This is a genomic window from Microbispora sp. NPDC088329 (assembly GCF_040685655.1).
Lineage (GTDB): Bacteria > Actinomycetota > Actinomycetes > Streptosporangiales > Streptosporangiaceae > Microbispora.
This window is the reverse complement of record NZ_JBFBIP010000023.1, coordinates 119,502-145,413: the sequence shown is the minus strand read 5'-3', so window position 1 is coordinate 145,413 and position 25,912 is coordinate 119,502. Positions and strand designations below refer to the sequence as shown.

Below are 25,912 nucleotides of genomic sequence, written 5' to 3'. Positions count from 1 at the left end.
CACCGTCATCGACAGCTGACCGGGCGTGGTCGTGGGCTCGATCTTCACCGACACGTCGATGCCGCTGCCGGGGTTGTCGTCGGCCAGCGCCGGACCCGTCATGGATGCGCCAACGAGCGCGACACCGAGCACCGACGCGGCGAGCACCTGCGTGGTCCTGTTGATTCTCATGTGATCGCTCCAGTCATGGGGGCCGGGACCGACCGGCGGGTTGGCCGGCCGGCCCCTGTTCACTGCGTTCGTCAGCCGCAGCTGATCGCGTTGTAGTCGGCCTCGTAGGACGTGATGACCTTCTTGCCGTCGATGAACGAGGTCCCCGTAACCGTCACCTTGCCCGCGCCGATCTGCTTGGCCCGCGCGTTGAAGGACTGGTACGCCTGCTTGCCCGGAGCCACGTCGGCCACCGTCTTGGTGCCGAACGGGGTGTTCAGCTCGACCGTGGCCGGCACGTCGCCGTCGTTGACGGCCGTGACCGCGACGTACGCCGACGTGCCCACGCAGCGGGACGAGGCGGTGACGGTCAGCGGCGTCTTGGCGGTCGGCGGCGCCTCGACGACCGTGAACGTGGCGGTGCCGACGTTGGAGGTGTTGCCCGCCTTGTCGGTGGCCCGGTAGCTCACGGTGTGCTCACCCGGCTGGTCGATCACGAGCGGCTTGGTGTACAGCGCGAACGGCTGCCCGTCGATCGAGTGCTCGATCGTGTCCACGCCGGAGCCGGAGTCGGTCGCGGTGATCGTCAGCGTGGCGGAGCCGACGTAGTTCCAGGCCCAGTCCATGTCGCCGGTGAGCTGCGCCGACACCGTGGGCGGGGTGGTGTCGTCCTGCCTCGGCGCGACCACGGTGAAGGTCACCGACCCCGCCTCCGAGGCGTTGCCGGCCTTGTCGGCGGCCCGGTACCGCACCGTGTGCTTGCCGACCTGGTTCACCGACACCGGAGCCGTGTAGGCCTGGAACGCCCCGCTGTCCAGGGCGTACTCCACCTTGTCCACACCCGACTCGCTGTCGGTCGCCGAGATCGTCACCGTGGCGGAGCTCACGTAGTTGCCGTCGGCGTCCTTGGTGCCCGACACCGACGCCGACACCGTCGGCGGGGTGGTGTCCTTCGACCCCGAGTCCGCGACCGTGAAGGTCACCGACTCGACGTTGGAGGTGTTGCCGGCCTTGTCGGTGGCCCGGTAGCTCACGGTGTGCTTGCCCGGCTGGCCCACCTCGAGCGCCTTGGTGTACAGCGCGAACGGCTGCCCGTCGATCGAGTACTCGGTCGTGTCCACCCCGGACTCGCTGTCGGTCGCCGAGATCGTGACGGTGGCGGAGCCGACGTAGTTGCCGTCGGCGTCCTTGTCACCCGTCACCTGCGCCGACACCTGCGGCGCGGTCGTGTCCTTGGCCGGCGGCGCGACCACCTTGAACGACACCGACGCCACGGCCGAGGCGTTGCCCGCCTTGTCGGTCGCGCGGTACTGCACCGTGTGGGAACCGACCTGGTTCACCGACACCGGAGCCGTGTAGGCCTGGAACGCCCCGCTGTCCAGGGCGTACTCCACCTTGTCCACGCCCGACTCGCTGTCGGTCGCCGAGACGGTGACGGTGGCGGAGCCGACGTAGTTGCCGCCGGTGTCCTTCTCGCCCGAGACGTTGGCGGACACCTGCGGTGCGGTCGTGTCGGTGGGGCCGCCGGGGGTGACCACGAGCACGCCGGACATCATGTGGCCGGGGATCGCGCAGAAGAAGCGGTACGTGCCGGGGGTGAGGTTCACCTGGACCTCGTGCCGGCCGCCGTTCGCGTCGTACGGGCTGGCGATGATGTTGACGTTGACGTCGTTGTTGTATTCGGGCGACGTCGAGTCGAAGGTCAGCGTGTGCGTCATCCCGAACGTGCTGCCGGTCGCCATGCTGTTCTCGAAGACGATCGTCGCCGGTCCCGCGACCGCCGTGGTCGGCGCGGACTTGTACGCGGTCATGCTGTCGTCGGCGGTCCAGGTGAGCACCTGTGCCGCCGCCTGGTTGACCTGCGGCCGGGTGTCGGGCTGCGGCGCGGCGGCGGCCTTCGCCGGCGACAGCCACAGCGCCGGAAGTGCCACGCACAGCAGCAGCATTGCCACGGTGGCGCCCACTGCCCTCCGTGATTTCCCTGTCAGTAACGATGCGCTATGCATCTGAGGTCGCACCTCGCAAAACGTGTGTGTCGGCGGCCGAACGGGTTCGGTCCGCCTGAGGTCATGGGGTGGGGTGCCGGGCGGGGGAGTCCCCCCGCCCGGCTGTCGGCGCTGCCAGCCTAGATCGTGTCAGATATTTCCCTAAAGCTCCCGAACGCGAATGTTGCGGAATTCCGCCAGGTCGGTGTCACTGTGGTTCTGCAGCCCGATGAACCCGCTGATGAACTGGCGCAGGCTCGTGTCCGGGTCGCCGGCGCGAGACGACTTCTTGCCCGGGGTGTTGTCGAACTCGTTGATCACGACGCCGTTGCGGATGATCGTGTAGTGCTGCCCGACCACCCGGACCTCATAGTCGTTCCACTGGCCCTTCGGGGTCGCCCCCGCCTTGTCGAGCGTGTTCGACTGGAAGTTGTAGATCGAGCCCGTCTTCTGCGTCTCGCCCGACTCGCCGTCGTAGATCTGGATCTCGTGGCCGCAGTAGACCGCGACCCAGGCCTCCGAGGTGCGGGCCGATCCGACCGTGCCGCAGCTCCCGGTCGGACGCCGGTCCAGCGGAGTCCGCAGGTCGGGGAACCGGACGAACACGCCGGTGTTGGCCCGAGCCGTGCCGGGCGCGACATCACGGAACTGCAGCCGCACCGAGAAGTCGGCGTACGCCTTCTTGGAGTACCACAGCATGCCCATCCCCCCCGAGGTGCGGAGGGTGCCGTCCGGCTGCAGGTTGAACTGGCCGGTCGGGGCCTGGGACCATCCCTGCAGGGACGCGGGCGTCCCGTCGAAAATGGTCTCGTAGCCGTTCGTCTTGCCGATGTCGGACTTCGCCCCCGCGTCGTTGAGCGCGGAGGCCTCCTTGCCGTCGATGACGCCGGCCTTGCCGAGCTGGTTCACCATGTCGTTGAGGTGGCTGACGAACTCGGCGTGGTTCGGCCACGTGCGCTCGTCGTCGATCAGGTCGTTGATCGTGCAGCCACCGTCGACGACGCGGTTGGCCACGCCGGTGTCGGTGTCCAGCAGCCGGACCGTCGGCCGGGCGTCGGGCGCCGGGCAGCCGATCGCGACGGCGACCTCGCCGGTCGCCACCTCGCCGTTGGCGTAGGTGACCTTCAGCTTGGCCTTGTAGGTGCCGAAGTTCGCGTACGTGTGCGTCGGGTTGGCCTCGGCCGACGGCTTGCTGCCGTCGCCGAAGTCCCACTCCCACTTCACGCCGCCGGCCCTGGTGCTGGAGAACACCATCGTCTTCGGCGCGCTCTGCCGCTCCGGCCGCGCCGTGGCCAGGCTCGGGTTCGGCGTCGCCGGACCACCCTGGTAGGAGATGCGGATCAGCTTCTGGTTCCGGTCAAGGCTGAAGAAGCCACCGGCGTAGTCCAGCATGTACAGCGCGCCGTCCGGGCCGAACTTGGCGTCCATCCACGACTGGAGCTGGGTGGCGCCGCCGCCGGGCTGGATGATGGAGCGCAGGTCCTCGGCGAAGACCGGCGGCTTCGCGTCCTTGACGCCCTTCGGGTCGACGGTGACAGCGATTCGGTTGTTTCCGTTGGACTCGTCACCGATGAACCACTTGTTGTCCCAGTACGCCGGCCACGCGACACCGCTGTCGGTGTCGACCTCGTCGCGGTGGTAGGTCGGGCCGGGCATGACCGCCTGGCCGCCGCCGGAGAGGTAGGGCTGGGTGAGGGTCTCGTCGCCCAGCTTGTAGGTCGGCAGGCCGCTGCCGTCGGTCCGCTTCGGGTAGACCGGGCCGCCGCCCTGGGGCGAGTACCAGATCATGTTGTCGCGGGCCGGCGGGATGTCGACCAGACCGGTGTTGCGCGGCGAGGTGTTCTTCAGGTCGTCGCAGTTGTACCAGCCGGTCGGCTGGTTGGCGTCGGTGTTGCTGCGGTCGCGGTAGGGCTGCTTGTTGCCCATGCAGTACGGCCAGCCCTGGTTGCCCGCGGACGTGATGATCGTCGCGGTCTCGTACTTCGCCGGGCCCCAGGTCTCACTCGGGGCGCCCGCGTCCGGACCGACCCAGCCGGTGGTGAGCCAGTCGTTCTTCTTGTCCCAGGCGAGCCGCGTGACGTTGCGGACACCCATGACGTAGATCTCCGGGCGGGTCTTGCCGCCGCCCTCTTCCTTCCCGGTGAACAGGTTGCCCTCCGGGACGGTGTACGTCCCGTCGGCCTCCGGGTGGATACGGATGATCTTGCCGTTCAGGTCGTTGGTGTTGCCGGCGGTGCGCCGGGCGTCCTGGAACGAGGTGCCCTTGTAGTCCTGGGTCCAGTTGTTTCCGGAGTATCCGCTCGATCCACCCGAGGAGTTGCTGTCACCGGAGGCGACGTACAGGTTGCCGTCCTCGTCGAAGGTCATGCCGCCGCCCGCGTGGCAGCAGCTGTGGATCTGGGTGTCCCACTGCAGCAGGTCCTTGCGGGTCTTCTGGTCGATCGTCTGGGCGGTGAAGTCGTAGGTGAACCGGGAGATGGTCCGCTTGCCGATCCGCTTGTCCCTGTCGATCGACTCGTGCGGCATCCAGTAGACGTACAGCCAGCCGTTGTCCTGGAACTTCGGGTCGGGCGTGATGCCGAGGAGACCCTCCTCGTTCTTCACCAGCTCGTCGCCGCTGCCGCGGTTGCCCATCACGTCGAGGGTGGTGAGGAGCTTGACCTGCTTGGTCTTCGGGTCCCACTGGTGGATCGTGCCACAGCCGAGGCCGACCTTCGGGTTGTTCCAGTCGGCGATCGGGCCGCTGGGGCAGGCCGCCTTGCCGACGTAGAAGACCTTGCCATCGGGGGCGACGGTGAGACCGTGCGGCTCGCCGATCTGGTCGAGCTGGCCCGACTGGTTCTGCGCGGTCAGCCGCTCGGTCTTGTAGTTCGACGCGATGGTCGCCTGGCAGTCGCCGCGGACCAGACCGGCCGCCCACTTGATCGCGCCGCCGAGGTGGCTCTGGAACTGCTCGTCCTCGGTGTAGCTCTCCTCGGTGCCGCCCATGCCGGTGTAGAACGACCGGCCGCCGTCGTAGTCACGGCACCACGAGATCGGGTGGAACGCGCCGTTGCCGTTCAGGCCCGCCTTGTAGGTCCACTCCTCGACCTGCGCGACCGTGTGGACCTTGCCCAGCGGGTTCGGGCTCCAGTTCATCCACCTGTCGGACCGCGTCGCGTTGAACGGCAGGCCCTTGTTCGCCGGGTGCTGGCGGTCGGTGAAGTCCACCGTGGCCTTCTGCACCTGGCTGTCCGGCGGAGGCCCGGCGTCGGGACCGAACAGCCGCAACTCGGCCAGCTGGACGAGGGGCTCACCGCTGTTCGCTGTGATGTTCAGGCGGTAGTACGCGTACGCGGTGGTGTTCTCAAACTTGTATTCCTTGGTCTGGAACCGCTGCGGGAACGTCTCACCGCTGCGCTTGTCCAGGTCCTTCCAGCTCTTCCCGTCCTGGGAGCCCTGCAGGGCCCAGTCCTTCGGGTCACGGCCGGGGAAGTCGTTGGCCGAGGTCAGCGCGTAGTGCGCGATCGCCTTCGGCTGCTCCAGCTTCGCCGAGACCCAGCCGGTCGGGTTGAACGTCAGCCACTTGCTGTTGTTGTTCCCGTCGAACAGCTTCTCTTTGGTCTCGCTCGGCGGGTTGTCACTACTCGCCGCGATCTCCACGACCTTCTCGGCGGGCGGCAGACTGCCGGCGGGCCGGCTGCCGACCAGCTCCGTGAACCAGGACGAGTCCGCCTGCGCGCGAACGGCGTCGTGGACGCCGACGAACCCGCCGCCGTTCCTGATGAAGGCCTGGAACGCGGCCTCCTGCGCGGCGTTCAGCGTCACGCCCTTGGCCGACAGGAACACCACGCCGCGGTAACGCGCGAGGTTGCTGGAGGTGAAGACGGCCGGGTCCTCGGACACCTCGACGGAGAAACCGTTGTCCTTGCCCAGCTTCTTGACCGCGTCCGCGGCCTCGTCGACCGGATCGTCCTGCTGCTTGGCCGGACCGTGGAACACCAGCACGCTGACTGGTTCGTCGGCGTCCTGCTGCGAGGAGGTGGAATTGACCTGCGCCTGCAGGGCGGGGATCGCCAGGGCGGGTGCGGTCTGCGCCTGTGCGGCGGGGACCGTCGCCAGTCCCAGCGTCAGGGCGGCGCTGGACGCCGTGATCAGCGCACGGCGCCAGGCTGGTGGTCGAGGGTGTACGAGCAGGTCTCTGCGACCCATCGTTCGCTCCTTCGGGTTGGGGGGTTGGATCAGCACCTTGCGGAGGTCGCTCGGTCGCCCGCGGCGGCGACCGGGAACGCGGATGCCGCGGGTCACGGGGTTCCGCCGATTTCTTTCTCCTCTCGCTTGCCAGTCGTGCCGGACCGGGACTTCGGGAAAGCCGCGCGATCATCGCTGCGGTCCCGGGGCGTGCGGCATCGCCGTTCGTCGCGCTGTCGCCGCGAATGCCGTCACGCTGCCGGCGGGTGAGCGCCGCGGAGCCCGTCGCCACCGCGGAGGCCGGGCTGATCGCGTGCAGCGGTCGGCGGCCGTCCCGTCGGACGGCTACCGAGATGAGGGTTCGTCGCCCGGTATCAGGGCGGGGAGACGTCATGCCGGCGACGTCCGGCGGCGGTACCGCCGGGACGTGTTCCGGCATGTGTGAGCCGCAGGCCCGCCAGAGCGGATGGGGGCGCGCCGTGCAGGGCGGATGTCGGCCGTGGGGGGTGTCGCCGAAGCACCGCTGAGCCTTTCGGGAGTCTCGGATGGTTGCGTGGGCGGGGCTGGTGATGCGCGAGAGACGCGGCGGACTCGCGATCCGATTGCGCCATATGGGGGTTTGTGCTCAACGTAGCAGCCTCACCGCACTTCATCCAGTCCCGTGACAAAGTTCTCTTGTTTGAGACGCTACTTCTTGACTTCTTGAAAGAACTATCGCCTACTTCAACCAAAAGCTTTAAGCTACGGCGTCGAAAGCCTCGATGGCTGGTTCCACCGGGCGCTCCCGGCCGGATCTTGCCTATTGGCGAGCCGGCGTCGAGACGTCACGCTGTTCAGACCGGCCTGCCAGGGCCGGACCACGAGCAGTTGCCGCCTCACGGCTGCGAGGCGTAATGACCGGATTGGGGAACCATGACCGAGGTAGGTAGGGGTACGACGCGAGGCCTGTTCTCCCGGCGCGCCTTCGCCACGGCCGCGACGACCGTCGCGTTCGCACCGCTGGTCGGGACGAGTCAGGCCAACGCGGCACCGGGCGACAAGATCACGGGCGAGCCTGAGACAGGCGACGTCCGCCGCATGACTCTCTATGTGGAGAAGCTCCCGGGCAACCAGCTGGGCTACGGCCTGGAGCCCGGGAAGGCGACCATCCCCGGCCCGCTCATCGAGATGATCGAGGGCGAGACCCTCGAGATCGAGTTGGTCAACAACGCGGACGTGACCGCCAGCCTGCACGTGCACGGCGTCGACTACGAGACGACCAGCGACGGCACGCGGATGAACGACAGCGTGGTGGAGCCGGGAGGCCGGCGCACCTATGTCTGGCGCACCCACGCCCAGATCACCCGCCCGGACGGCACCTTCCAGCCCGGCAGCGCGGGCTACTGGCACTACCACGACCACGTCGTGGGAACCGACCACGGCACGGGCGGCATCCTGCGCGGGCTCTACGGGCCGCTCGTGGTACGCCGCACGGGCGACGTGCTGCCGGACAAGACCTTCACCGTCGTCTTCAACGACATGAAGACCAACAACCTCCAGCAGGCGCCCGACTTCTCCGCCAAGCTCGGCGAGCGCGTGGAGTTCATCGTGATCACCCACGGCAACTTCTTCCACACGTTCCACATCCACGGACACCGCTGGGCCGACAACCGCACCGGACTGATGGAAAGCCCGCAGGACCAGAGCCGGATCGTCGACACCAAGACCACGGGACCCGCCGAGTCGTTCGGCTTCCAGGTGATCGCCGGCGAGCGCGTCGGCCCCGGGAAGTGGATGTACCACTGCCACGTACAGAGTTATTCCGACGCGGGGATGTCCGGGGTGTTCACGGTGACCGACGCGGACAAGAAGGTGCCGCTGACCGTCACCGCCTCGTCCCGCTGCGTGGGCACGTCGACGTACGTCGCGGTCACGGCGGTCAACGGCGGCGACGTGCCGGCCACGATCACGCTGACCACCCCGTACGGCACCAAGACGGTGGCCGACGTGGCTCCGGGCAAGCAGGCCTACCAGTCCTTCAACACCCGGGCCGCCCAGATCGACGCCGGCAAGGTCACCGTGAAGGGGACCGCCACGATCGACGGCAAGCAGGTCAGCTCGACCTACGAGGCCACCTACAACGCGATCAGTTGCGGCTGACCCCGGCCTTCGGAAGTTCCCCTCCCCCTGAGCGAATTCCTCCGGACCGACGTCATATCCTCCGACTCGCCGCCGGCATCACGGACCACCCCCCAGCTCGCCGCACCCGGGCGAGCGCCGTCACCGATTGGGAACCATGACCGAGAAAAGCACTGATGTGACGCGACGCCTGTTCTCCCGGCGCGCCTTCACCGCCACCGCCGCGACGGCCGCCGCGATCGCGCCGTTCGTCGTGGCGAGCCAGGTCGACGCGGCGTCGGCGGACAAGACCGCGGACACGACCGCGAGCAAGACCGCGGGCAAGCCGGGTGACGTCCGCCGCATCACCCTCTACGCCGAGAAGCTGCCGGACGGTCAGCTGGCATACGGCCTGGAGCCCGGGAAGGCCACGATCCCCGGCCCGCTCATCGAGATGATCGAGGGCGAGACCCTCGAGATCGAGTTGGTCAACAACGCGGACGTGACCGCCAGCCTGCACGTGCACGGCGTCGACTACGAGACGACCAGTGACGGCACGCGGATGAACGACAGTGTGGTGCAGCCGGGAGGCCGGTACGTCTACACCTGGCGCACCCACGCCCAGAGCACCCGCCCGGACGGCACCATCGAGCCTGGCAGCGCGGGCTACTGGCACTACCACGACCACGTCGTGGGAACCGACCACGGCACGGGCGGCATCCTGCGCGGGCTCTACGGGCCGCTCGTGGTACGCCGCACGGGCGACGTGCTGCCGGACAAGACCTTCACCGTCGTCTTCAACGATGTGAAGACCAACAACCTCCAGCAGGCGCCCGACTTCTCCGCCAAGCTCGGCGAGCGTGTGGAGTTCGTCGTGATCACCCATGGGAACTTCTTCCACACGTTCCACATCCACGGACACCGCTGGGCCGACAACCGCACCGGGTTGCTGCAGGGCCCGCAGGACCAGAGCCGGGTCATCGACACCAAGACCACGGGACCCGCCGAGTCGTTCGGCTTCCAGGTGATCGCCGGCGAGCGCGTCGGCCCCGGCATGTGGATGTACCACTGCCACGTACAAAGCCACTCCGACATGGGGATGGCCGGGACGTTCCTGGTGACCGACGCGGACGGCAACGTGCCGGGCCACTCCATGGACGACATGTCGGGCCACTCGATGAGCGGCACCTCGGGCCAATCCGGCGGCGGCAGCACGTCAGGCCACTCCATGGAGGGCATGTCGGGCCACTCCATGCCCGGCATGTAACGGCGACGCCGGCGGCCACAGAGGGGAGATCGGCCAGACGCCACCCGTCCGGGTAGGACCTGCGGGCTTTCCCCGCCGGTCCTACCCGGCGACACCCGGATGCGGCGTCACCGAACCTTCGCGGTCGATGGGACACGGCGGGTCGCGAGCCCTCCGATCGGCGAGGGCTTCGACGGGGAGAAACTCCCTATGCCGTGAAGATCTCCTCGCGGGCCTGCTCGAGTGCGGCGAGCACGGCGCCGCGCATCACCGGGTTGCCCTCCACCTGAGTGGTGACGACCTGCGGCGGGATCGGGCAGATGCGCGCGACCGCCTCTTCCACGCGGGCGGTCAGCGCCGTCCCGCCGGCCCGGCAGACCTCCCCGGCCAGCACCACCAGGCCGGGATCGAGCACCACGCACACCGACGCCACACCGAGAGCGAGCCGCGAGGCGACCTCGTCGAGCAAAGGCTCGCCCGGGGCTCCGGCCGCGACGGCCGCGGTCACGCAGTCGGCGGCGGTGTCCCCGGCGAAGCCGTGCCGACGGGCCAGGTCGATGACGGCCTCGGAGCTGACCAGCGACTGCAGGCCGCCCCCGAGCGACGGCAGGCGCCCGGGAACCGCCCTGACGTCGTCGGCGAGCGGCACCCCGGGCACCGGCAGGTAGCCGATCTCCCCCGCACTGCCCGACCGGCCGCGGTGCAGCCGACCGCCCAGCACGACGGCCAGGCCGATGCCCCGGCCCACCCATACGAGCACGAAGTCGTCCGCTTCCTGGGCCGAGCCCTTCGCGCGTTCGGCGATCGCGGCGAGGTTGACGTCGTTCTCGATCGTGACGTCGCGGCGCAGGTCGCGCGCCAGCGCCTCGTGGATGCCCTCGTGCCACTGCGGCAGGTCGAAGGAGAACCGCACATCCCCGGTGCGGGGATCGACGACGCCGGGCGTGCCGATCACGACACCGCGCAGCCGCGACAGCGCCACCTTCGCGCTCCTGCAGGCCTTCACCACGGCCGTGTGCACCAGCGACACCGGGTCGTCCGCGCCGTCGGGTGACGCCGTCACCTCGGCCACCACGTCCCCGTTGATGTCGGCGATCGCCGCCGACACCCGGTCGGGTCCCACGTCGAGCCCGGCGACGTACGCGCAGGAGGCGACCACGCCGTACAACGCGGCGTTGGGACCCCGGTTGCCCGCCTGCTCCCCCACGACCTCCACCAGGCCGCGCTCCTCCAGACGCGCCAGCGTCTGGGAGGCGGTCACCTTGGACAGGCCGGTGAGCTCGCCGATCCGGCCGCGCGTCAGGGGACCCGAGGCGAGCAGCAGTTCCAGGGCGGCCCGGTCGTTGATCTCCCGGAGCAGCCGGGGCACGCCAGGACGTCGCTCCATGCTCCTGCTTCCCATCGTCTGAGTCTCCGGCTCGCCGTCGGTGCGCCCACCCGCGCCCGTCCGGTTCGCCCGGCCCCCGGTGGCGCTTCTTCTGACCATGTGCGCCGGTGAATGAACAACAAGGTTTCCAGCAAGCTTAGCGATCCGGCAAGCGCGCCGAACTCCCCAGGTCGACGTATTGGTAACGCTCCCATCGTTCATGAGGATCCCTCAAACGAGGATCGAAGGGGGCGCCATGACGGAGACGACCGGCCGGCCGCACGCCACACCGCGCCTGAGGCTTCCCACTCCCCCGTGGCCGCTGGTCGTGCTCGTGACGGGCGTCGCGCTCCTGTTCGACGTGGTGCGGGTGTTCCTGCCGTCCCTCATCACCCTGTACGGCAGGGCGGGCGAGACCGCCCCCGCGAGCATGGGGATGTACGCCGCGCTGTGGTTCGTCCTGCCGTTCGCCGCCGTCCCCGCGGCGCGGCTCGCCTCCCCGCGGACCGTCCTGGTGACGGGCGCGGCGGCACTCGTCGCGGCCCGGCTCGGCCTGCAGGCCGCGGACGGGGGGACGCCCCAGCTTCTGCTCGCCTCCGCCGGGGTCACGGCGGGCCTGGTCTTCCTGTACGGCTGCGCGCGGACGACGCCGGGCACGTGGGTGCCGGCCGGGCTGATCGGCGGCCTGGCCGGCTCGTCGATCGTCCACCTCGCCCTCGACCGGGTGGACCTCGTCTGGCGGGACGGGCCGCTGCCCTGGCTCGCCGTCATCGCGCTCTGCGCCGTGTTCCTTTGGGCCGTGTTCCTTTGGGCCGTCTTCCCGCGGGCCGTACGGCTCCCGCCCGCGTCGTCCGGCCCCGCCCCGGCGGCCGTGTGGTTCGCCTTCGGCCCGATGCTCATGCTCGCGGGCATGTACTGCGGCGGCGCGAGCCTGCTGCCACCGGACACCGGGCCGCACACCGCGCCCTTCATCGCCGTGATGACGACACTGCAGGCCGTGACGTGGTGCGCCGCCGTCGTGTACGCCTGGACGACGTCGTGGAGCTGGGTGGCGGGGGCCTTCCTGGTCGCGGGAGTGGCCGGCGTGGAGACCGGCGTGCCGGGCCTGGCGGCCCTCGTGACGACGGTCGCCCTCGGCGCCTGCGCCGGTGCCGCCGGACAGCGGGCGGCCGTCCCGCGGGCGGGCCTCACTCCGCTCGCGGGCGCCGCGGCCGGCAGGACGGCCGGCGCGGGCAGCACCACAACCGACTCCGATCCACCCGGGGACACGGGCGCGGACGGCACAGCGACAGCCGCGGAGAGCACGGGCCGGCGCGGGGGCGTCGCGGTGCTGGGCGGGATGCTCGTGTTCCTGGTCGCGACATTCCTCTACTACGCGGCCTTCGACGCCGACCTGGGGTTCCCCCACGCGCTGGTCCCCGTGGCGGTCGCGGCCCTGATCGCCGCCGTCGCCGCCCGGCGGGGCCGGCGACACCGGTCCGCCCCCGTACGGCGGGCACCGCGCCGCTGGGGCTGGATCGCCCTGTCATCGGCTCTGCTGACCGGCCTTGTCACCTGGCAGCCGCTCCCCGACGAACGGCCGATCGGCGGAAACGAGTTCACGCTCGTGACGTACAACATCCGGATGGGCTTCGGGCTCGGCGGACGGCTCGACCTCGACCACATCGCCGCCTGGGCCGCGACACGACATCCCGACGTGGTCCTGCTCAGCGAGGTGGACCGGGGCTGGCTGCTGAACGGCGGGCACGACGACCTGGCAAGGATCGCCCGCGGCCTGGGCATGCGTTACTACTTCGCCCCCGCGGCGGACCGCCTCTGGGGCGAGGCGGTGCTCACCAACCTTCCCGTTCACGGCGGCGCCGGTTCGAAGAAGCTGGGACGGCACGGATACCCGACCGGTGCCCAGGCTCAGTTCACGGTGCTGGAGGTCGGCGACCACCTCGTGACCATCGTGAACACGCATCTGCAGGAGCCGCGCGGGCAGGCGCCCGAAGTGGCGGCGCTGGTCCGCCCGCTCACCGGCAAGGGCGTGGCCAAGCCGCACCCGGTTATCGTGGCCGGAGACCTCAACACGACACCGTCCGACCCCCAGATGCGGGTGCTGGAGGCCGCGGGCCTGTCCGACCCGCTGCTGGCGCTCGGCGACCCGCCGACCTCGCCCGCCGAGGCCCCCGTGCGGCGCATCGACCACGTCCTGATCTCGGAGGGGCTCACGGCGATGGCGGCCGAGGCGCCCCGGGTGCCGTACTCCGACCACCTCCCGGTCGTCGTACGCCTGCGGCTCGGTTGACGCGCGCACCCCTCTGCGGAGGCCGGAAACCCGTGATCGGGGGCCGGAGCGGGCCGTGATGGACGGGTGGGCGTCCTACCGATGCCAACCAGGCGGGATAATCGACTACATGCGACTTTCTGCCCGTGTCGACTACGCCCTCCGTGCCGCCGCCGAACTCGCGGCGGCGGGTGAGGGACCCACCACGGTGGGCGAGCTGGCCAAGGAGCAGGAGATGCCCCCCAAATATCTGGAGAACATCCTGCTGCAGATGCGCCGCGCCGGACTGGTGCGCGGGCAGCGGGGCCCAGAGGGGGGTTATGTCCTGGCGCGGCCGGCCAGTCAGATCTCGCTCGCCGACGTGATCCGCGCGGTGGACGGGCCACTGGCCAACGTGCGGGGCGAGCGGCCCGAGCACGTGGGCTACCAGGGCGCCGCCCAGGCACTGCAACAGGTGTGGATCGCACTGCGGGCGAGCGAGCGGGCCATCCTCGAGGAGGTGACCCTGGAGCAGATCGCCAAGGGCGAGCTGCCGCCCCGGGTGACCGAACTCGCCGCCGATCCGGCAGCATGGGACTCCCACATGCCGGTGTGAGCCGCCTGTCCCCGATTCTCGCGGGAGGAGAGCCGTGCCGGAGGGTGACGCCGTCTACCGCACCGCCAAGCGGCTCAGCCGGGCCCTCGACGGCCGGCGGCTGACCCGCAGCGACTTCCGGGTGCCCCGGTACGCCACCGCCGATCTGCGCGGCCGGACCGTGCTCGCGACGATCTCGCGCGGCAAGCACCTCCTGACCCGGGTGGAGGGCGGGGTCACGGTCCACACCCACCTGCGTATGGAGGGAAGCTGGCGGGTGGGCCCGGCGGGCCGCCCGGCGCCGAGGGGCGACGTGGTCCGGCTGATCCTCGCCAACACGGAGTGGCAGGCGGTCGGCACGCGGCTGGGGATGGTCGACCTCGTGCCGACGGACCGCGAGGAGCGGGTCGTCGGGCATCTCGGCCCGGACATGCTCGGGCCGGACTGGGACGCCGCACTCGCCGTACGGAACCTGCTGCGCGCTCCGGAGCGGACGATCGGGGAGGCGCTGCTCGACCAGCGCGCCCTTGCGGGCATCGGCACGATATGGCGGGCCGAGACGCTGTACGCCGCGCGGATGTCCCCGTGGCGTCCGGTGGGGTCGATCCCGCCGGACGAGCTGGAGGCGCTGGTCGCGGTCGCCCACCGTCTGATGGACGCGAGCAAGGACGGGCCCACCCCGGTGACGACGGGCGATCCGCGTCCCGGGCGGTCGCTGTTCGTGTACGGCAGGGCACGCCGCCCCTGCCGCCGCTGCGGCACCCCGATCAGCGGCGGGGAGATGGGGCCACAGCCGTCCGAGCGGCTGATCTACTGGTGCCCCGCCTGCCAGCAGGGCTGAGACCCGACAATGGGGCGGTGCGTAGACACGAAGGGGATGCCGTGCCGCCCACCGCCGCCCGCGTCATGCTGCTCGTCCTGTACACCGACCGGCTGGAGGAGTGCCGCGCCTTCTACGGCGCACTCGGCCTCGAATTCACCCTGGAGCGGCACGGCCGGGGCCCGCGGCACTACGCCGCCGTCCTGGCCGACGGCACCGTGTTCGAGCTGTACCCGGGGACCGCCGAGCGCAGAACCGGAGCCGTACGGCTCGGTCTCCACGTGGACGGCGCCACCGCCGAGCCGCGGTTGGAGCCCGGCCGGCACCTCGTGACCGACCCGGACGGCAGGGTGGTCGAGATCCAGGCATCGTGATCACAGCGGCCGGCGGCGAGGGCGGCCCCGGGACGGAGGCCGGGAATGGGCCGCGAGGAGGCCGGCCGTAAGGAGACAAGGGGATCCCACGCGACCGAGGGGCGTGAGGACGCGCGGAACCGGGATGCGGAGAGACCGCGGAGACGGGAGCGGACGAATGCGGCCGAGCGCGAACGGGGCCGAACGGGTACGTCGGAACCGACCGCACGAAACGGAAACGGGCCTGCGGGGGCCAGGCGCCCGCCCTGGGATCGGGACAGGGCACCCGGGTCCGGGTCGATCCGGACTGCGAGCGCGGGCCACGCCTGGCCTTCTGCCGGGCGTGTCCTATCGAGCCGTGTCTATGGGGCCCAACGAGCCGTGTCTTATAAGGCCTGCGGGGCTCATGTCTTATGGAGCCTGCGGGGACGGACAGGCGAGATCGCGGAGACGCCGTCCGCCGAGACGGCGGGGCGCCGAGACGCCGCCCTAGGCGGCGACCATGTCCTTGACCTCGGGGAAACCCTCGAACTCCGGCCCCGCGGGGACGGTCTCGGGGATGGGCAGACGCTCGTGCTCGGGCACCTCGGCCAGCACGGGAGCGGCCTGCAGCTCGGCCAGCGCGAACTGATCGGACACCTCGCGCAGCACCTGGGACAGCGGGACCCCGAGCGCGCCGCAGATCGAGGCGAGCAGTTCGGAGGAGGCTTCCTTCTGACCGCGCTCGACCTCGGACAGATAGCCGAGTGAGACACGCGCCAGGGTGGAGACCTCGCGGAGGGTGCGATTCTGCCGCACCCGCAGCCGCCGCAGCACGTCACCGAGCAGCTGACGCAGCAGGATCATCTGTCGCTCCCTCCCCAGGGGGGACGCCTTCACGACGCCTCGCGCGGTGGGCTCATGTCGCCCGTTCTTCATCTGCCCTTCGTACATACGCCTCGCCGTCATCATCGGTTCGCTCGGCCCCTTCGCCGGGCGTGTGCCTGTCTTGCTCCTCGCCGATGGCTCACGGACCTCACTCACAGCTCCACCGTACCTGTAGACAGCGACACCGCGGCAGACCGAGGCGAGCATGTTCGCTGGTGACGTAACGCGGTAATCACCCTGTATGTTCCCCCAAATTTGCCTCCAGCACACCTTCCAGCAGGATCAACGCCTCCTGACAGGTGGTGTTTCTGATCGTGTCCCTGTCTCCGGTCAACCACAGGTCGCGGTGCCAGAGACGCTCTCCCGGCCCCGCCAGGGCGATGTGCACCGTGCCGACGGGCTTGCCGTCCTGCGGTTCGGGGCCGGCGACCCCTGTCACCGCCAGGCCGTAATCGGAGTCCGTGAGCTTGCGCACTCCGGTGGCCATCGCCGCGGCCACGTCCGGATGCACCGCCCCCTCCCTGTCGAGAAGATCGGAGGGAACGTCGAGGAGGCTCGCCTTCAGGTCCGTGGCATAGGCCATCACCCCGCCCCTGAACGCGGCGGAGGCCCCCATCGGACCGGTCATCGCGGCCCCGATCAGGCCACCCGTGAGCGACTCCGCCACGGCGACCGTGGCACCCTGGCGGATCAGCAGGGACAGCACCTGACTCGCCACACCCATCATCCGGCTCGCGCGCTCCTCGCAACCTGCCGCAGCCGCACCGCCCGCACCACGTAGTCGGCTCCGGTCCCCACCGTGACCACCAGGGCGAGGCCCATCGCCCCCCACCTGACCAGATCGGGCACAACCGGCACGATGTAGAGCGCGATGGCCACGATCTGCAACACGGTCTTCACCTTGCCCCCGTAACTGGCCGGGATAACCCCGTGCCGGATCACGAGGAAGCGCAGCAGCGTCACTCCCGCCTCGCGGGCGATGATCACCAGGGTGATCCACCACGGAATCTCGCCGAGGTAGGACAGACTGAGCAGCGCGGCCCCGATCAGCGCCTTGTCCGCGATCGGGTCGGCGATCTTCCCGAAGTCGGTGATCAACGCGTACTTCCTGGCGAGCCAGCCGTCGAGCTGGTCGGTGAGGGACGCGAGGAGGAAGACCCCGAGGGCCGCCAGGCGCCAGGCCTGCCCGTCGACGAACAGGAAGACGGTGAAGACGGGGACGATCGCCAGCCGGGCGATGGTCAGGACGTTCGCGATGTTCCAGGTGCTGACCGGGCGCGCCGGGCCCTCCGCGGCCGCTCCCGCGGACGGCGGCTCGGGCGCCGCGGGACCGTCTGTGTGCGACCCGGCGGGGGGCGCCCCCGGCTCCTTCCCCGCGGCCGGCGGCGAGCCCCCGGACGCAGCGGTCCGCAGGCCGTCCGGCGTCGCGTCCGGCTCGTCCCGGACGCCGGGTCCCGGCTGCGTCGCGGGCCCCGGGGCCGTCATCGGCGCGGCGGGCACGGCGGCGACCGGCCGCGCCACGGGGTCCGGTGTCACCTCTCCCGGTCCCGCCACGTCCACCGGCGGCTCACCGCGCTCCGTCATGTGCCTGCCTTGATCCGGGCGATGAGGTCGACCCCCTCGGAGTCGACGGCGACCGCCTGGACGATCTGACCGGGGACCAGGCCGATGCCCTGAACCGTGACCGCGCCGTCCACCTCCGGTCCCTGGTGCGCCGCCCGGCCCTCGTAGCCGCCGTCGCCGAGGTCCTCCTCGATCAGGACCTCCAGCTCGGTGCCGATGCGTTCCTCGGCCCGCTGGGCGGTCAGCTCCTCGGCGAGCTCGGTCAGCGCCGCCACCCGCTCATCGACCACGTCCTGGTCGAGCTTGCCCTCGAAGCCGTACGCCTCGGTGCCCTCCTCGTCGGAGTAGCCGAAGACGCCGATGACATCCAGCCTGGCCTCCTCCAGGAAGCCCACCAGCTCGTCGAACTCCTCCTGCGTCTCCCCCGGGAACCCCACGATGAAGTTGGACCTGATGCCCGCCTCGGGCGCGCGGTCGCGGATCTGCGCGAGCAGGTCGAGGAACCTCTTGGGGTCGCCGAAACGCCGCATCCGCCGCAGCATGGTCCCGCTGGCGTGCTGGAAGGACAGGTCGAAGTAGGGCGCGACCCCCTCGGTCGAAGCGATCACGTCGAGCAGCCCGGGCCGCAGCTCGGCGGGCTGCAGGTAGCTGACCCGGACCCGCTCGATGCCCTCGGTCGCGGCCAGCGGGGGCAGCAGCTTCTCCAGCGCCCGCAGATCGCCCAGGTCCTTGCCGTACGACGTGGAGTTCTCGCTGACCAGCACGAGCTCCTTGACGCCCTGGCCGGCCAGCCAGGCGGCCTCGGCGAGCAGGTCCTCCGGCCTGCGCGAGACGTACGAGCCGCGGAAGGCCGGGATCGCGCAGAACGTGCAGCGCCGGTCGCAGCCCGACGCGAGCTTCAGGGAGGCGACCGGGCCGCCGGTGAGCCGCTTGCGCAGCGTACGCGGGCCGCTGGCGGGCGCCACACCCTCGGGGAGCGCGTCGTCCTGGCCGTGACCGGGAATGTGCGCCCGGGCGGCCGAGCGCTCCACCGGCGAGATCGGCAGCAGCGTGCGGCGGTCCCGCGGCGAGTGCGGCACCAGCGGCCTGCCCGCGAGCACGTCGTCGAGACGCTCCCCGATCTCCGCGTAGTCGTCGAAGGAGATCACGGTCGCCTCGGGCAGGGCGTCGGCGAGCTGCGCGCCGTATCGCTCGGCCATGCAGCCCGCCGCGACCACCTTCGCGCCCGAGTCGGCCGCGGCGAGCAGGGTGTCGATCGAATCCTTCTTCGCCGAATCGATGAAGCCACACGTGTTGACGACGACGACGTCGGGATCGTCGTCGCCGGTGTGCCAGCCGGCGGCCTCCAGGCGGGCGGCCAGCTCTTCGGAGTCGACCTCGTTGCGGGCACAGCCCAGCGTGATCAGCGATACGGTTCGGCGAGAAGACATGATGCGAACTACGGTATCGGCAGTCGGCCGTTAACGGGGACCCGGGCCGCCCGCCTCGAAGGTCCGCCGGATCATCTGGCCGTCCCGGCCCGGTGTGCCGAGGTCCCTTCCGTTGACCTCCAGCCGGACCGCGCCCGCGTCGCCGATGGTCATCCGCACCTTGCCCTTGGCCGAATAAGTCGTGGTCCTCCCCTCGGGCAGCGTCCCCTGGAAGATCTCCTTGCCCTTGGCGTCCTTCACGTTGATGTAGGCCGGCTTACGCGCGGTGACCTTCACGACCACGAGGTCGGGCGCGACGGCCTCCTCAAGGGTCTTCTCGTGGCCCTTCTCCTGGCGCGCGTGCGCGTGCGGCGCGGTCACCGGAAGCCGGGCGGCCGTCGGGCCGGCCTTCTCGCCGGAGCCCCCGAGCATCCGCGCGACGACGACGATCGCGACGATGGCCAGGGCGACCGCGACGGCCTTCGTCCAGCCCGGGGCCCTGCGGGCCCGCTCGCCCACGTCGCCCCTGAACACGGCCGACGCCCTGACCGGTGACGCGCCGTCGCCGTTCTCCTGCCCGTACTGCCGCAGGATCTCGTCCGGGTCCAGGCCGAGGTCGGAGGCGATGGTCCGGATGTGCCCGCGCGCGTAGAAATCGCCCACCGAGAAGTCGTCGCGCTCGAAGCGTTCGATGACGGTCTCGCGGATCCGCGTGCGTTCGCTGAGCTGACGCACGGTCAGCCCGGCGCGCTCACGGGCTTCGGCCAAAGCAGCACCAACGCTCATCGTTCCGCCCCCTGTCTTCAACCGCACCGTCTTCCAGCTCGCCCCACGATGCGTAGTTAGTCACATTCAATCAGTAACTGACTACGGAGGGTACCCATCAGTGGACTCCGAGCAACTACCCTGTCACTTCCGCAGCGGTTTCAGTAAGAGACGAGGGGGACGCCGCCTCAGCCGCGGCATGCGCCTCGTGAACGACGATCTCGTCGACGCCCACACCGGCGAGCGGGTCGACGGGCCCGGCTACGTCTTCGCGGCCGGGCCCGCGGCGGGGCCGATAATGCGGCAGCGGTACGAAGGCGTGGCGCACCGGCCCGCACCCGCGTCGGCCGACGCCTCCCCCACGGCTGTGCCGTAAGCGGCTCTCAGCCGGTCTCCCCGCGCAGCTCGGCGAGCAGGCCGGGCAGGTCGTCGGGCTTGACCAGCACCTCCCGGGCCTTGGAGCCCTCGCTCGGGCCGACCACGTTGCGGCTCTCCAGCAGGTCCATCAGACGCCCGGCCTTGGCGAAGCCGACCCGCAGCTTGCGCTGGAGCATGGACGTGGAGCCGAACTGCGTCGACACGATCAGCTCGGCGGCCTGGATCAGCAGATCGAGGTCGTCGCCGATCTCCTCGTCGACCTCCCGCTTCGCGGCGGCGGGCGCGGCGACGTCCTCCCGATACTCGGCCTGCATCTGGGTCTTGCAGTGGGCGACGACCTCCGCGATCTCCTTCTCGGAGATGAACGCGTTCTGCAACCGCATCGGCTTGCTCGCGCCCATGGGCAGGAACAGCGCGTCGCCCTGCCCGACCAGCTTCTCGGCCCCCGGCTGGTCGAGGATGACCCGCGAGTCGGCGAGCGAGGAGGTCGCGAACGCCAGCCGCGAGGGCACGTTCGCCTTGATCAGGCCGGTGACGACGTCCACGGACGGCCGCTGGGTGGCGATGACCAGGTGGATGCCGGCGGCCCGGGCGAGCTGGGTGATGCGGACGATCGAGTCCTCGACGTCCCGCGGCGCCACCATCATCAGGTCGGCCAGCTCGTCCACGATCACCAGCAGGTACGGGTACGGCTGGTAGACGCGCTCGCTGCCCGGCGGCGGCACCAGCTTGCCCGCGCGCACGGCCTTGTTGAAGTCGTCCACGTGCCGGAAGCCGCTGGCCGCGAGGTCGTCGTATCGCCGGTCCATCTCGCCCACCACCCATTCGAGGGCCTCCGCGGCCTTCTTCGGGTTGGTGATGATGGGCGTGATGAGGTGCGGGATGCCCTCGTACGAGCTGAGCTCGACCCGCTTGGGGTCGACCAGCACCATGCGGACCTCGTCGGGCGTGGCCCGCAGGAGGATCGAGGAGATCAGCCCGTTGATGCAGGTCGACTTGCCCGCGCCGGTGGCGCCCGCGATGAGGATGTGCGGCATCTTGGCCAGGTTGGCCACGATGGTGCGGCCCTCGACGTCCTTGCCGAGCCCGACGATCATCGGGTGGTGATCGGCCTGGGCCACCTGCGAGCGCAGCACGTCGCCGAGCGACACGAGGTCCTTGTCGACGTTCGGGATCTCCACGCCGATCGCCGACTTGCCGGGGATGGGAGACAGGATCCGCACGTCGGCCGACTTCACGGCGTACGCGATGTTCTTGGTGAGCGCGGTGACCTTCTCGACCTTGACGGCCGGGCCCAGCTCGATCTCGTACCTGGTCACCGTCGGACCCCGGGTGAACCCGATGACCTGCGCGTCGATGGAGAACTGCTCCAGCACGCTGGTCAGCGCGTTCACGACCGTCCGGTTGGCCTTGGTCTCCTGCTTGGGCGCGCTGCCCGGCCGCAGCAGCGTGAGGTCCGGCAGCGTGTACGGCCCCTCCTGGCTGGACAGGACGAGCTGCTTCACCTTGCGCGGCGCGGGGGTCGGCAGCGGAGGCTGCGGGACCGGCCTGGGGATCTCCGGCTCGGTCGGCTCGGACGGCTCCGCGACCTCCTCCGTCAGGCCGGGGACGATCTCCGGCGAGTGGTCCTTCTCCGACAGCACGGGCGTGTCGTACGGCTTGACGTTGTCGCCACCCTCGGCGGCGTCGCGCCCGCCACCCTGCTGCTTGCCCGTGCGCTTCTTCTTGGCCGGCGCCGAGGCCTTGCGGGGCTCCCCGGCCTCCTCCGGCCGCTGGAAGAGCATGTGCTGGATCTCGGCGAGGCGCTCGGGAATGCGGTGGACCGGGGTCGCGGTGATCACCAGCAGGCCGAAGCCGGAAAGGATCAGCAGCAGCGGGATCGTGATGAACGCCGGCAGGATGCTCGACGGCGGAGCCGAGACGATGAAACCGATCATGCCACCCGCCGCCGACACGTTGTCCATGCCGTCGCTCGGCCCGCCCGAGGGGTACGGCGTGCCGTGCGCGACGTGCACGATCCCGAGGATCCCGGCCAGCAGCGCGGTCCAGCCGATGCCCATCCTGCCGGTCTCGGTGTTCTGGTCGGGGTGGCGCAGCAGCCGCCAGGCGAGCAGTGCGAGCAGCACCGGCACCGCCCAGGCGAGCGATCCCACCGTCCCGCGCACCACGGCGTCGACGAACGCGGCGAAGCCCGTCTTGGTGTCGCGCCAGGTCAGCGCGGCGATCACGATCGCGCCCGCGAGGACCGACAGCCCCTGTCCGTCGCGGCGGTGCACGGGGTCGAGGTCGCGGGCTCCCTGCCCGAGGGCCCGCGCCGCCATGCCCACGCTGTTCGCCACCAGCATCCACATGCCGACGACGAGCTTGCCGATCACCATGAAGGTCCAGCTGATCGGGTCCTGGCCGGTCGCGACCGGCCGCTTGGGCGCGGGCCTGGGCGCCGCCCTGCCCCGGGAACCCGCAGGGGAACGCTTCGAGGAAGCCGTACGGGATCCGGAGCGCGACGCGGGGCGCTTGCCGGACCCCTGTCCGGACGTACGGGTGGCCATGATGCCGAAGTTACCCCGGATGCACGCGATTACCGGGGCGGCGCGCCGAACGGGCAGGGAGGGCGGTGAACCGAGTCACGCGCGGGAGCATCACCGGGACAACCGCTGCCGAAGGCGCTCGGCGTCCTGGTACCGCCTCTGGGTCCGGTAACCCTGATAGGCCGCGTTCCACGCGGTGACGGCTTTCCGCCGCTCTCCGAGGGCTGCGTGGACATCGCCCAGGTGCTCCAGGATGCCGGCCTCGTCGAGAACGTTGCGGTTCCTGCGGATGATCGCGAGAGCCTGGGTGTAGCACTCCAGCGCTTCACCGTGCTCGCCGGTCCGATGGGCGATGAACCCCAGGCTGTCGAGCGTGTTGGCCATCCCGTCATGGTGCTCGTGAAGGCGGAAGATCCTCAGGGCGGCCTCGCAGTGGACGCGCGCCTCGTCGAACCGTCCGTCGTGGGCCGCGTACCATCCCACGTCGTTGAGCGCGTCGGCTGTCGTCAGCGGGTCGTCGAGCATCTCGTAGTGACGTAACGCGTGCGTGGCGTGCTCCAGGGCCTTGCGGTGCCGCTCCTGCCCGGCCCAGAGCACCGCGAGGCCCTGGTGGATGTAGGCCTGGGCGTTCAGGTCGCCGGCGTCCCCGGCAAGGGTGAGCGCCTGGTTGAAGTGCTCCAGGGCTTCGTCCGGACGATTCATGCGGCTGCAGGCGTGCCCGAGAACGCGATGGGCCGTCATCTGGGCCGTGATGTCACCGAGTCGGCGAGCCGCCTCCAGGCCCGCCGTCCAGACGGCGAACTGCTCGTGCAGACCGCCGCGCCGGTAGTGGAAGGTGTCCAGGCTCCATGCCATTCGCCACACCACGTCGTGCCAGCCCCGGTGGGCCGCGAGATACTGGGCGGCCAGCAGGCACGCGTGCTCCTCGATGAACCACCGCCACGCCCGGTCGTGATCGAGCCGGGGGGCCGGTTCACCGTCCGGGGCCGCGGACGCGGGCTCGATCGGCGCGCGGTGCGGCGCGAGACATCGTTCGCCGTTGTAGGCGCGGCGCAGGTAGAAGACCACCAGTCGCCGGAGGGCGGCCTCATGTTGGGATGCGGGGAAGTCCGTTCGCGCCCGTTCGGCGGCGTGGAGACGGACCAGGTCGTGCATCCGCCATCGGCCCGCGGCGTGCCGGTGGACCAGGAACGACTCCTCCAGGGTGCTGAGGAGTCCACGGGCCTGGGACACGGGCAGAGCGGCCAGGGCCGCAGCCGCCTCGACACCGATGTCGGGTCCGGGCGCCAGGGCCATCCACGCGAGCAGCTCGGCGGCGCCGGCGGTGAGGGCCTGGAACGAGGTGGCGAACGCCCTGCGCACGCTCGCGGCCGGATCCGCGGTGTCCAGCATCTCCAGCCGGATGGCCGCGTCCTCGAGTTCGGCGGCCAGCGCGCCGAGCGGCAAGTGGGGACTGAGGGCGGCGCGGGCGGCGGAAACGGCCAGGGCCAGGGGCAGGCCCCCGCAGTAGGTCAGTATGTCGGCGACCGCCCGAGGCTCGGCGTCGAGCCGGCCGGGGCCCAGATGGCGGTCCAGCAACCGGCGCGCTTCGGCCTGATCCAGAACGTCGAGGTTGACGGGTACGGCACCGTGGGCGGCCGCCATGCCCACCAGTTGCCGGCGGCTGGTCAGGATCACGGTGCAGGCAGGGCCTCCCGGGAGCAAGGGAGCGGCCTGAGAGCCGTCGCGCACGTTGTCCAGGACGATGAGCATCCGCCGGCCGGCCGTGATGCTCCGGTACAACCCGAACCGCGCTCCGGGGTCCACGGGCATGTGCTCAAGCGGCACGCCGAGCGCCTCCAGGAAGCCCGTCACCGCGACGAGCGGCGAGAGCGGCGGCTCGACGGGTTCGTAACCCCGCATGTTCACGAACAACTGCCCGTCGGGGTAGCGGTCGACGTTCTCGCACGCCCACTGCAGGGCGAGCCACGTCTTGCCGACGCCGCCGACTCCTCCGATCGTGAGCACCGTCATGCCGGCCCCCGGTCCGGCGGATTCGTCCACCGCCGCAGTGAGCCGCGCGAGCTCCGCCGCGCGGCCCGTGAAACGTGGGGGGCGCGGCGGCAGCTGGCGTGGGACCGGAAGCTCAGGGCCGGCGTCCGGCCGGGGAACGGGAGGCGGTGCGGCCACCTCGGCCGCGCCGGCGAGAATCTGCCGGTGCAGCGCCTGCAACGACGCACCCGGGTCGGTGCCGAGCTCCTCGACCAGCTGCCGCCGGATTCGCCGGTATCGCTGGAGGGCGTCCGCCTGCCGTCCGCTCCGGTAGAGCGCGAGCATCAACTGGCCGGCCAGGCGTTCGTCGAGGGGATGGCGCGCCGTACGCACCGTCAGGGTCTCCACCAGCTCGGCATGCCGGCCCGCGCGCAGCCGGAGCTCGAAGAGATCCGCTTCCGCGGTCTGCCGCTGATGCTCCAGTCGTTCCCGCTGCGCGTTCAGCCATGGCGTGTCGAAACCGGCGAAGGCGTCGCCCCGCCACAAGCCGAGCGCTTTTTCCAGCAGCCTCTGAGCAGCGACGTCATCTTTTTCCCGAGCTTCGTTCACCCATAGCCGGAAGCGGTGGGCATCGACCGTCAGCGGATCGATCTCGATGGCGTATCCCCCGGCGTGACGCGCGATCCGGGCTCCGGCGGCTTGAGGGAGGAGCTTTCGCAGCCGGGACACGTAGCTGTACAGCGTCTCACGACCGCGTACGGGCGGTCTTCCTGCCCACACACGGTCCAGCAACTCGTCCACGGGTACGCATCTCCCGGCCTCGGCCAGAAGCGTCGCGAGCACACAGCGCTGACGCGCGTGCCCGATATCGACATGCCGTCCGCCGAAAAGAACTTCAAAGTCCCCGAGAAGCCGAAACTCCATCGACACGATCTGCCCCCCGTCAGAGGATCTTCATATCTAACCGACCTGACGTGCGGATTCAAGGGTTCGTGCAAGAAACCAGGGCATAGGGCCGCGGTTGGGCCCGCGCCGCGAGCACGGGAGACCGCAAGCGCAGCCACGCGGTGTGCGACGGGATCCGGTCGCACACCTTCCGTGACCTCAGGCAGGTCCGGCTCCTCGCGCGCGCGGCCATGTCGTTTCCATTCCATGGATTTGATCTGCTGATTCAAGGTGGCCCGCAAGAACGGCGCTTGCCGCCATCAGCGACTTGATCATACTTACAGTGAACGCCCGGCATCCTGAATCACCGAGCCGTGACTCACGGCCTTATCCACTGCCGAGGACGGCGACGTATCCGCCGGCCAGGAGTGAATCGGCAGGTGTTACATCACGCGACGCACTCGCCGGAGTAGTTCCTCATCTCACTTGCCATAAAACAGTTCGGAGTGTGATGGC

General features: G+C 70.4%; 17 protein-coding genes. 7 read left to right on the top strand and 10 right to left on the bottom strand.

The window, feature by feature from the left end; translation table 11 throughout:
• Positions 1–242 precede the first annotated feature (242 nt).
• Both AB0O28_RS32655 and AB0O28_RS32650 read right to left on the bottom strand, forming a co-directional pair.
• The gene (locus AB0O28_RS32655; RefSeq protein WP_363646417.1) at positions 243–2,114 is read right to left on the bottom strand and encodes a hypothetical protein; all 1,872 of its coding nucleotides are present in this window, start codon (positions 2,112–2,114) and stop codon (positions 243–245) included.
• 183 nt (positions 2,115–2,297) lie between these two features.
• A complete protein-coding gene (locus tag AB0O28_RS32650) occupies positions 2,298–6,326 on the bottom strand; it encodes a ThuA domain-containing protein (protein WP_363646416.1) in 4,029 nt (1,342 codons plus the stop codon).
• A gap of 891 nt (positions 6,327–7,217) precedes the next feature.
• Here AB0O28_RS32650 and AB0O28_RS32645 point away from each other — a divergent pair.
• Positions 7,218–8,444: a multicopper oxidase domain-containing protein gene (locus tag AB0O28_RS32645; RefSeq protein ID WP_363646415.1), complete on the top strand. Its 1,227-nt coding sequence runs from the start codon at positions 7,218–7,220 to the stop codon at positions 8,442–8,444.
• Positions 8,445–8,580: 136 nt separating this feature from the next.
• Positions 8,581–9,669, top strand: a complete 1,089-nt coding sequence (locus tag AB0O28_RS32640; protein WP_363646414.1) for a multicopper oxidase domain-containing protein — start codon at positions 8,581–8,583, stop codon at positions 9,667–9,669.
• Positions 9,670–9,856: 187 nt separating this feature from the next.
• Here AB0O28_RS32640 and AB0O28_RS32635 read toward each other — a convergent pair whose 3' ends face one another.
• Complete coding sequence (locus tag AB0O28_RS32635; RefSeq protein ID WP_363646413.1) at positions 9,857–11,035, bottom strand: ROK family transcriptional regulator; 1,179 nt, start codon at positions 11,033–11,035, stop codon at positions 9,857–9,859.
• 235 nt (positions 11,036–11,270) lie between these two features.
• Here AB0O28_RS32635 and AB0O28_RS32630 point away from each other — a divergent pair, with 235 nt between their 5' ends.
• The 4 genes from AB0O28_RS32630 (at position 11,271) to AB0O28_RS32615 (ending at position 15,051) form a co-directional block, all read left to right on the top strand.
• On the top strand, positions 11,271–13,304 hold the full coding sequence (locus AB0O28_RS32630) for an endonuclease/exonuclease/phosphatase family protein (protein WP_363646412.1): 2,034 nt from the start codon (positions 11,271–11,273) through the stop codon (positions 13,302–13,304).
• A gap of 109 nt (positions 13,305–13,413) precedes the next feature.
• The gene (locus AB0O28_RS32625) at positions 13,414–13,878 is read left to right on the top strand and encodes an Rrf2 family transcriptional regulator (RefSeq protein ID WP_079311982.1); all 465 of its coding nucleotides are present in this window, start codon (positions 13,414–13,416) and stop codon (positions 13,876–13,878) included.
• A gap of 34 nt (positions 13,879–13,912) precedes the next feature.
• Entirely contained in the window at positions 13,913–14,698 is a 786-nt protein-coding gene (locus tag AB0O28_RS32620) for a DNA-formamidopyrimidine glycosylase family protein (RefSeq protein ID WP_363646411.1), read from the top strand.
• Between the two features lie 65 nt (positions 14,699–14,763).
• Positions 14,764–15,051 (top strand): glyoxalase/bleomycin resistance/dioxygenase family protein, encoded by a 288-nt coding sequence (locus AB0O28_RS32615; RefSeq protein ID WP_363646422.1) that lies wholly within the window; start codon positions 14,764–14,766, stop codon positions 15,049–15,051.
• Between the two features lie 468 nt (positions 15,052–15,519).
• On the opposite strand, the gene AB0O28_RS32610 is transcribed toward AB0O28_RS32615, so the two are convergent.
• The 5 genes from AB0O28_RS32610 to AB0O28_RS32590 all read right to left on the bottom strand — a co-directional run bounded on the left by AB0O28_RS32610 (position 15,520) and on the right by AB0O28_RS32590 (position 19,655).
• Entirely contained in the window at positions 15,520–15,876 is a 357-nt protein-coding gene (locus AB0O28_RS32610) for a helix-turn-helix transcriptional regulator (protein ID WP_139576123.1), read from the bottom strand.
• Positions 15,877–16,129: 253 nt separating this feature from the next.
• The gene (locus tag AB0O28_RS32605) at positions 16,130–16,624 is read right to left on the bottom strand and encodes a nicotinamide-nucleotide amidohydrolase family protein (protein WP_363646410.1); all 495 of its coding nucleotides are present in this window, start codon (positions 16,622–16,624) and stop codon (positions 16,130–16,132) included.
• A complete protein-coding gene (gene pgsA / locus AB0O28_RS32600) occupies positions 16,621–17,154 on the bottom strand; it encodes a CDP-diacylglycerol--glycerol-3-phosphate 3-phosphatidyltransferase (protein ID WP_363646421.1) in 534 nt (177 codons plus the stop codon). Before pgsA ends, AB0O28_RS32605 begins: the two co-directional genes overlap by 4 nt.
• A gap of 323 nt (positions 17,155–17,477) precedes the next feature.
• Positions 17,478–18,890 carry a 30S ribosomal protein S12 methylthiotransferase RimO gene (gene rimO, locus AB0O28_RS32595; protein WP_363646409.1) on the bottom strand — a complete coding sequence of 471 codons (1,413 nt, stop codon included), beginning with the start codon at positions 18,888–18,890 and terminating at the stop codon, positions 17,478–17,480.
• A gap of 30 nt (positions 18,891–18,920) precedes the next feature.
• Positions 18,921–19,655 (bottom strand): helix-turn-helix domain-containing protein, encoded by a 735-nt coding sequence (locus tag AB0O28_RS32590; RefSeq protein WP_363646408.1) that lies wholly within the window; start codon positions 19,653–19,655, stop codon positions 18,921–18,923.
• A 187-nt stretch (positions 19,656–19,842) separates the two neighbouring features.
• Between AB0O28_RS32590 and AB0O28_RS32585 the strand changes: the two genes are divergently transcribed.
• The gene (locus AB0O28_RS32585; RefSeq protein WP_363646407.1) at positions 19,843–20,010 is read left to right on the top strand and encodes a hypothetical protein; all 168 of its coding nucleotides are present in this window, start codon (positions 19,843–19,845) and stop codon (positions 20,008–20,010) included.
• A 7-nt stretch (positions 20,011–20,017) separates the two neighbouring features.
• On the opposite strand, the gene AB0O28_RS32580 is transcribed toward AB0O28_RS32585, so the two are convergent.
• Positions 20,018–22,561 (bottom strand): DNA translocase FtsK, encoded by a 2,544-nt coding sequence (locus AB0O28_RS32580; protein WP_363646406.1) that lies wholly within the window; start codon positions 22,559–22,561, stop codon positions 20,018–20,020.
• Between the two features lie 90 nt (positions 22,562–22,651).
• Positions 22,652–25,435, bottom strand: coding sequence for a BTAD domain-containing putative transcriptional regulator (locus AB0O28_RS32575; protein WP_363646405.1), 2,784 nt, complete (start codon positions 25,433–25,435; stop codon positions 22,652–22,654).
• Between the last annotated feature and the right edge of the window lie 477 nt (positions 25,436–25,912).

Bases quoted from the DNA above. Each gene is read 5' to 3' on its own strand.
- AB0O28_RS32630 (WP_363646412.1), top strand. From the start codon at position 11,271: ATGACGGAGACGACCGGCCGGCCGCACGCCACACCGCGCCTGAGGCTT.
- AB0O28_RS32645 (WP_363646415.1), top strand. From the start codon at position 7,218: ATGACCGAGGTAGGTAGGGGTACGACGCGAGGCCTGTTCTCCCGGCGC.
- AB0O28_RS32625 (WP_079311982.1), top strand. From the start codon at position 13,414: ATGCGACTTTCTGCCCGTGTCGACTACGCCCTCCGTGCCGCCGCCGAA.
- AB0O28_RS32580 (WP_363646406.1), bottom strand. From the start codon at position 22,561: ATGGCCACCCGTACGTCCGGACAGGGGTCCGGCAAGCGCCCCGCGTCG.
- AB0O28_RS32605 (WP_363646410.1), bottom strand. From the start codon at position 16,624: ATGATGGGTGTGGCGAGTCAGGTGCTGTCCCTGCTGATCCGCCAGGGT.
- rimO (WP_363646409.1), bottom strand. From the start codon at position 18,890: ATGTCTTCTCGCCGAACCGTATCGCTGATCACGCTGGGCTGTGCCCGC.
- AB0O28_RS32650 (WP_363646416.1), bottom strand. From the start codon at position 6,326: ATGGGTCGCAGAGACCTGCTCGTACACCCTCGACCACCAGCCTGGCGC.
- AB0O28_RS32590 (WP_363646408.1), bottom strand. From the start codon at position 19,655: ATGAGCGTTGGTGCTGCTTTGGCCGAAGCCCGTGAGCGCGCCGGGCTG.
- AB0O28_RS32635 (WP_363646413.1), bottom strand. From the start codon at position 11,035: ATGGAGCGACGTCCTGGCGTGCCCCGGCTGCTCCGGGAGATCAACGAC.
- AB0O28_RS32575 (WP_363646405.1), bottom strand. From the start codon at position 25,435: ATGGAGTTTCGGCTTCTCGGGGACTTTGAAGTTCTTTTCGGCGGACGG.
- AB0O28_RS32610 (WP_139576123.1), bottom strand. From the start codon at position 15,876: ATGATCCTGCTGCGTCAGCTGCTCGGTGACGTGCTGCGGCGGCTGCGG.
- AB0O28_RS32615 (WP_363646422.1), top strand. From the start codon at position 14,764: ATGCTGCTCGTCCTGTACACCGACCGGCTGGAGGAGTGCCGCGCCTTC.
- AB0O28_RS32640 (WP_363646414.1), top strand. From the start codon at position 8,581: ATGACCGAGAAAAGCACTGATGTGACGCGACGCCTGTTCTCCCGGCGC.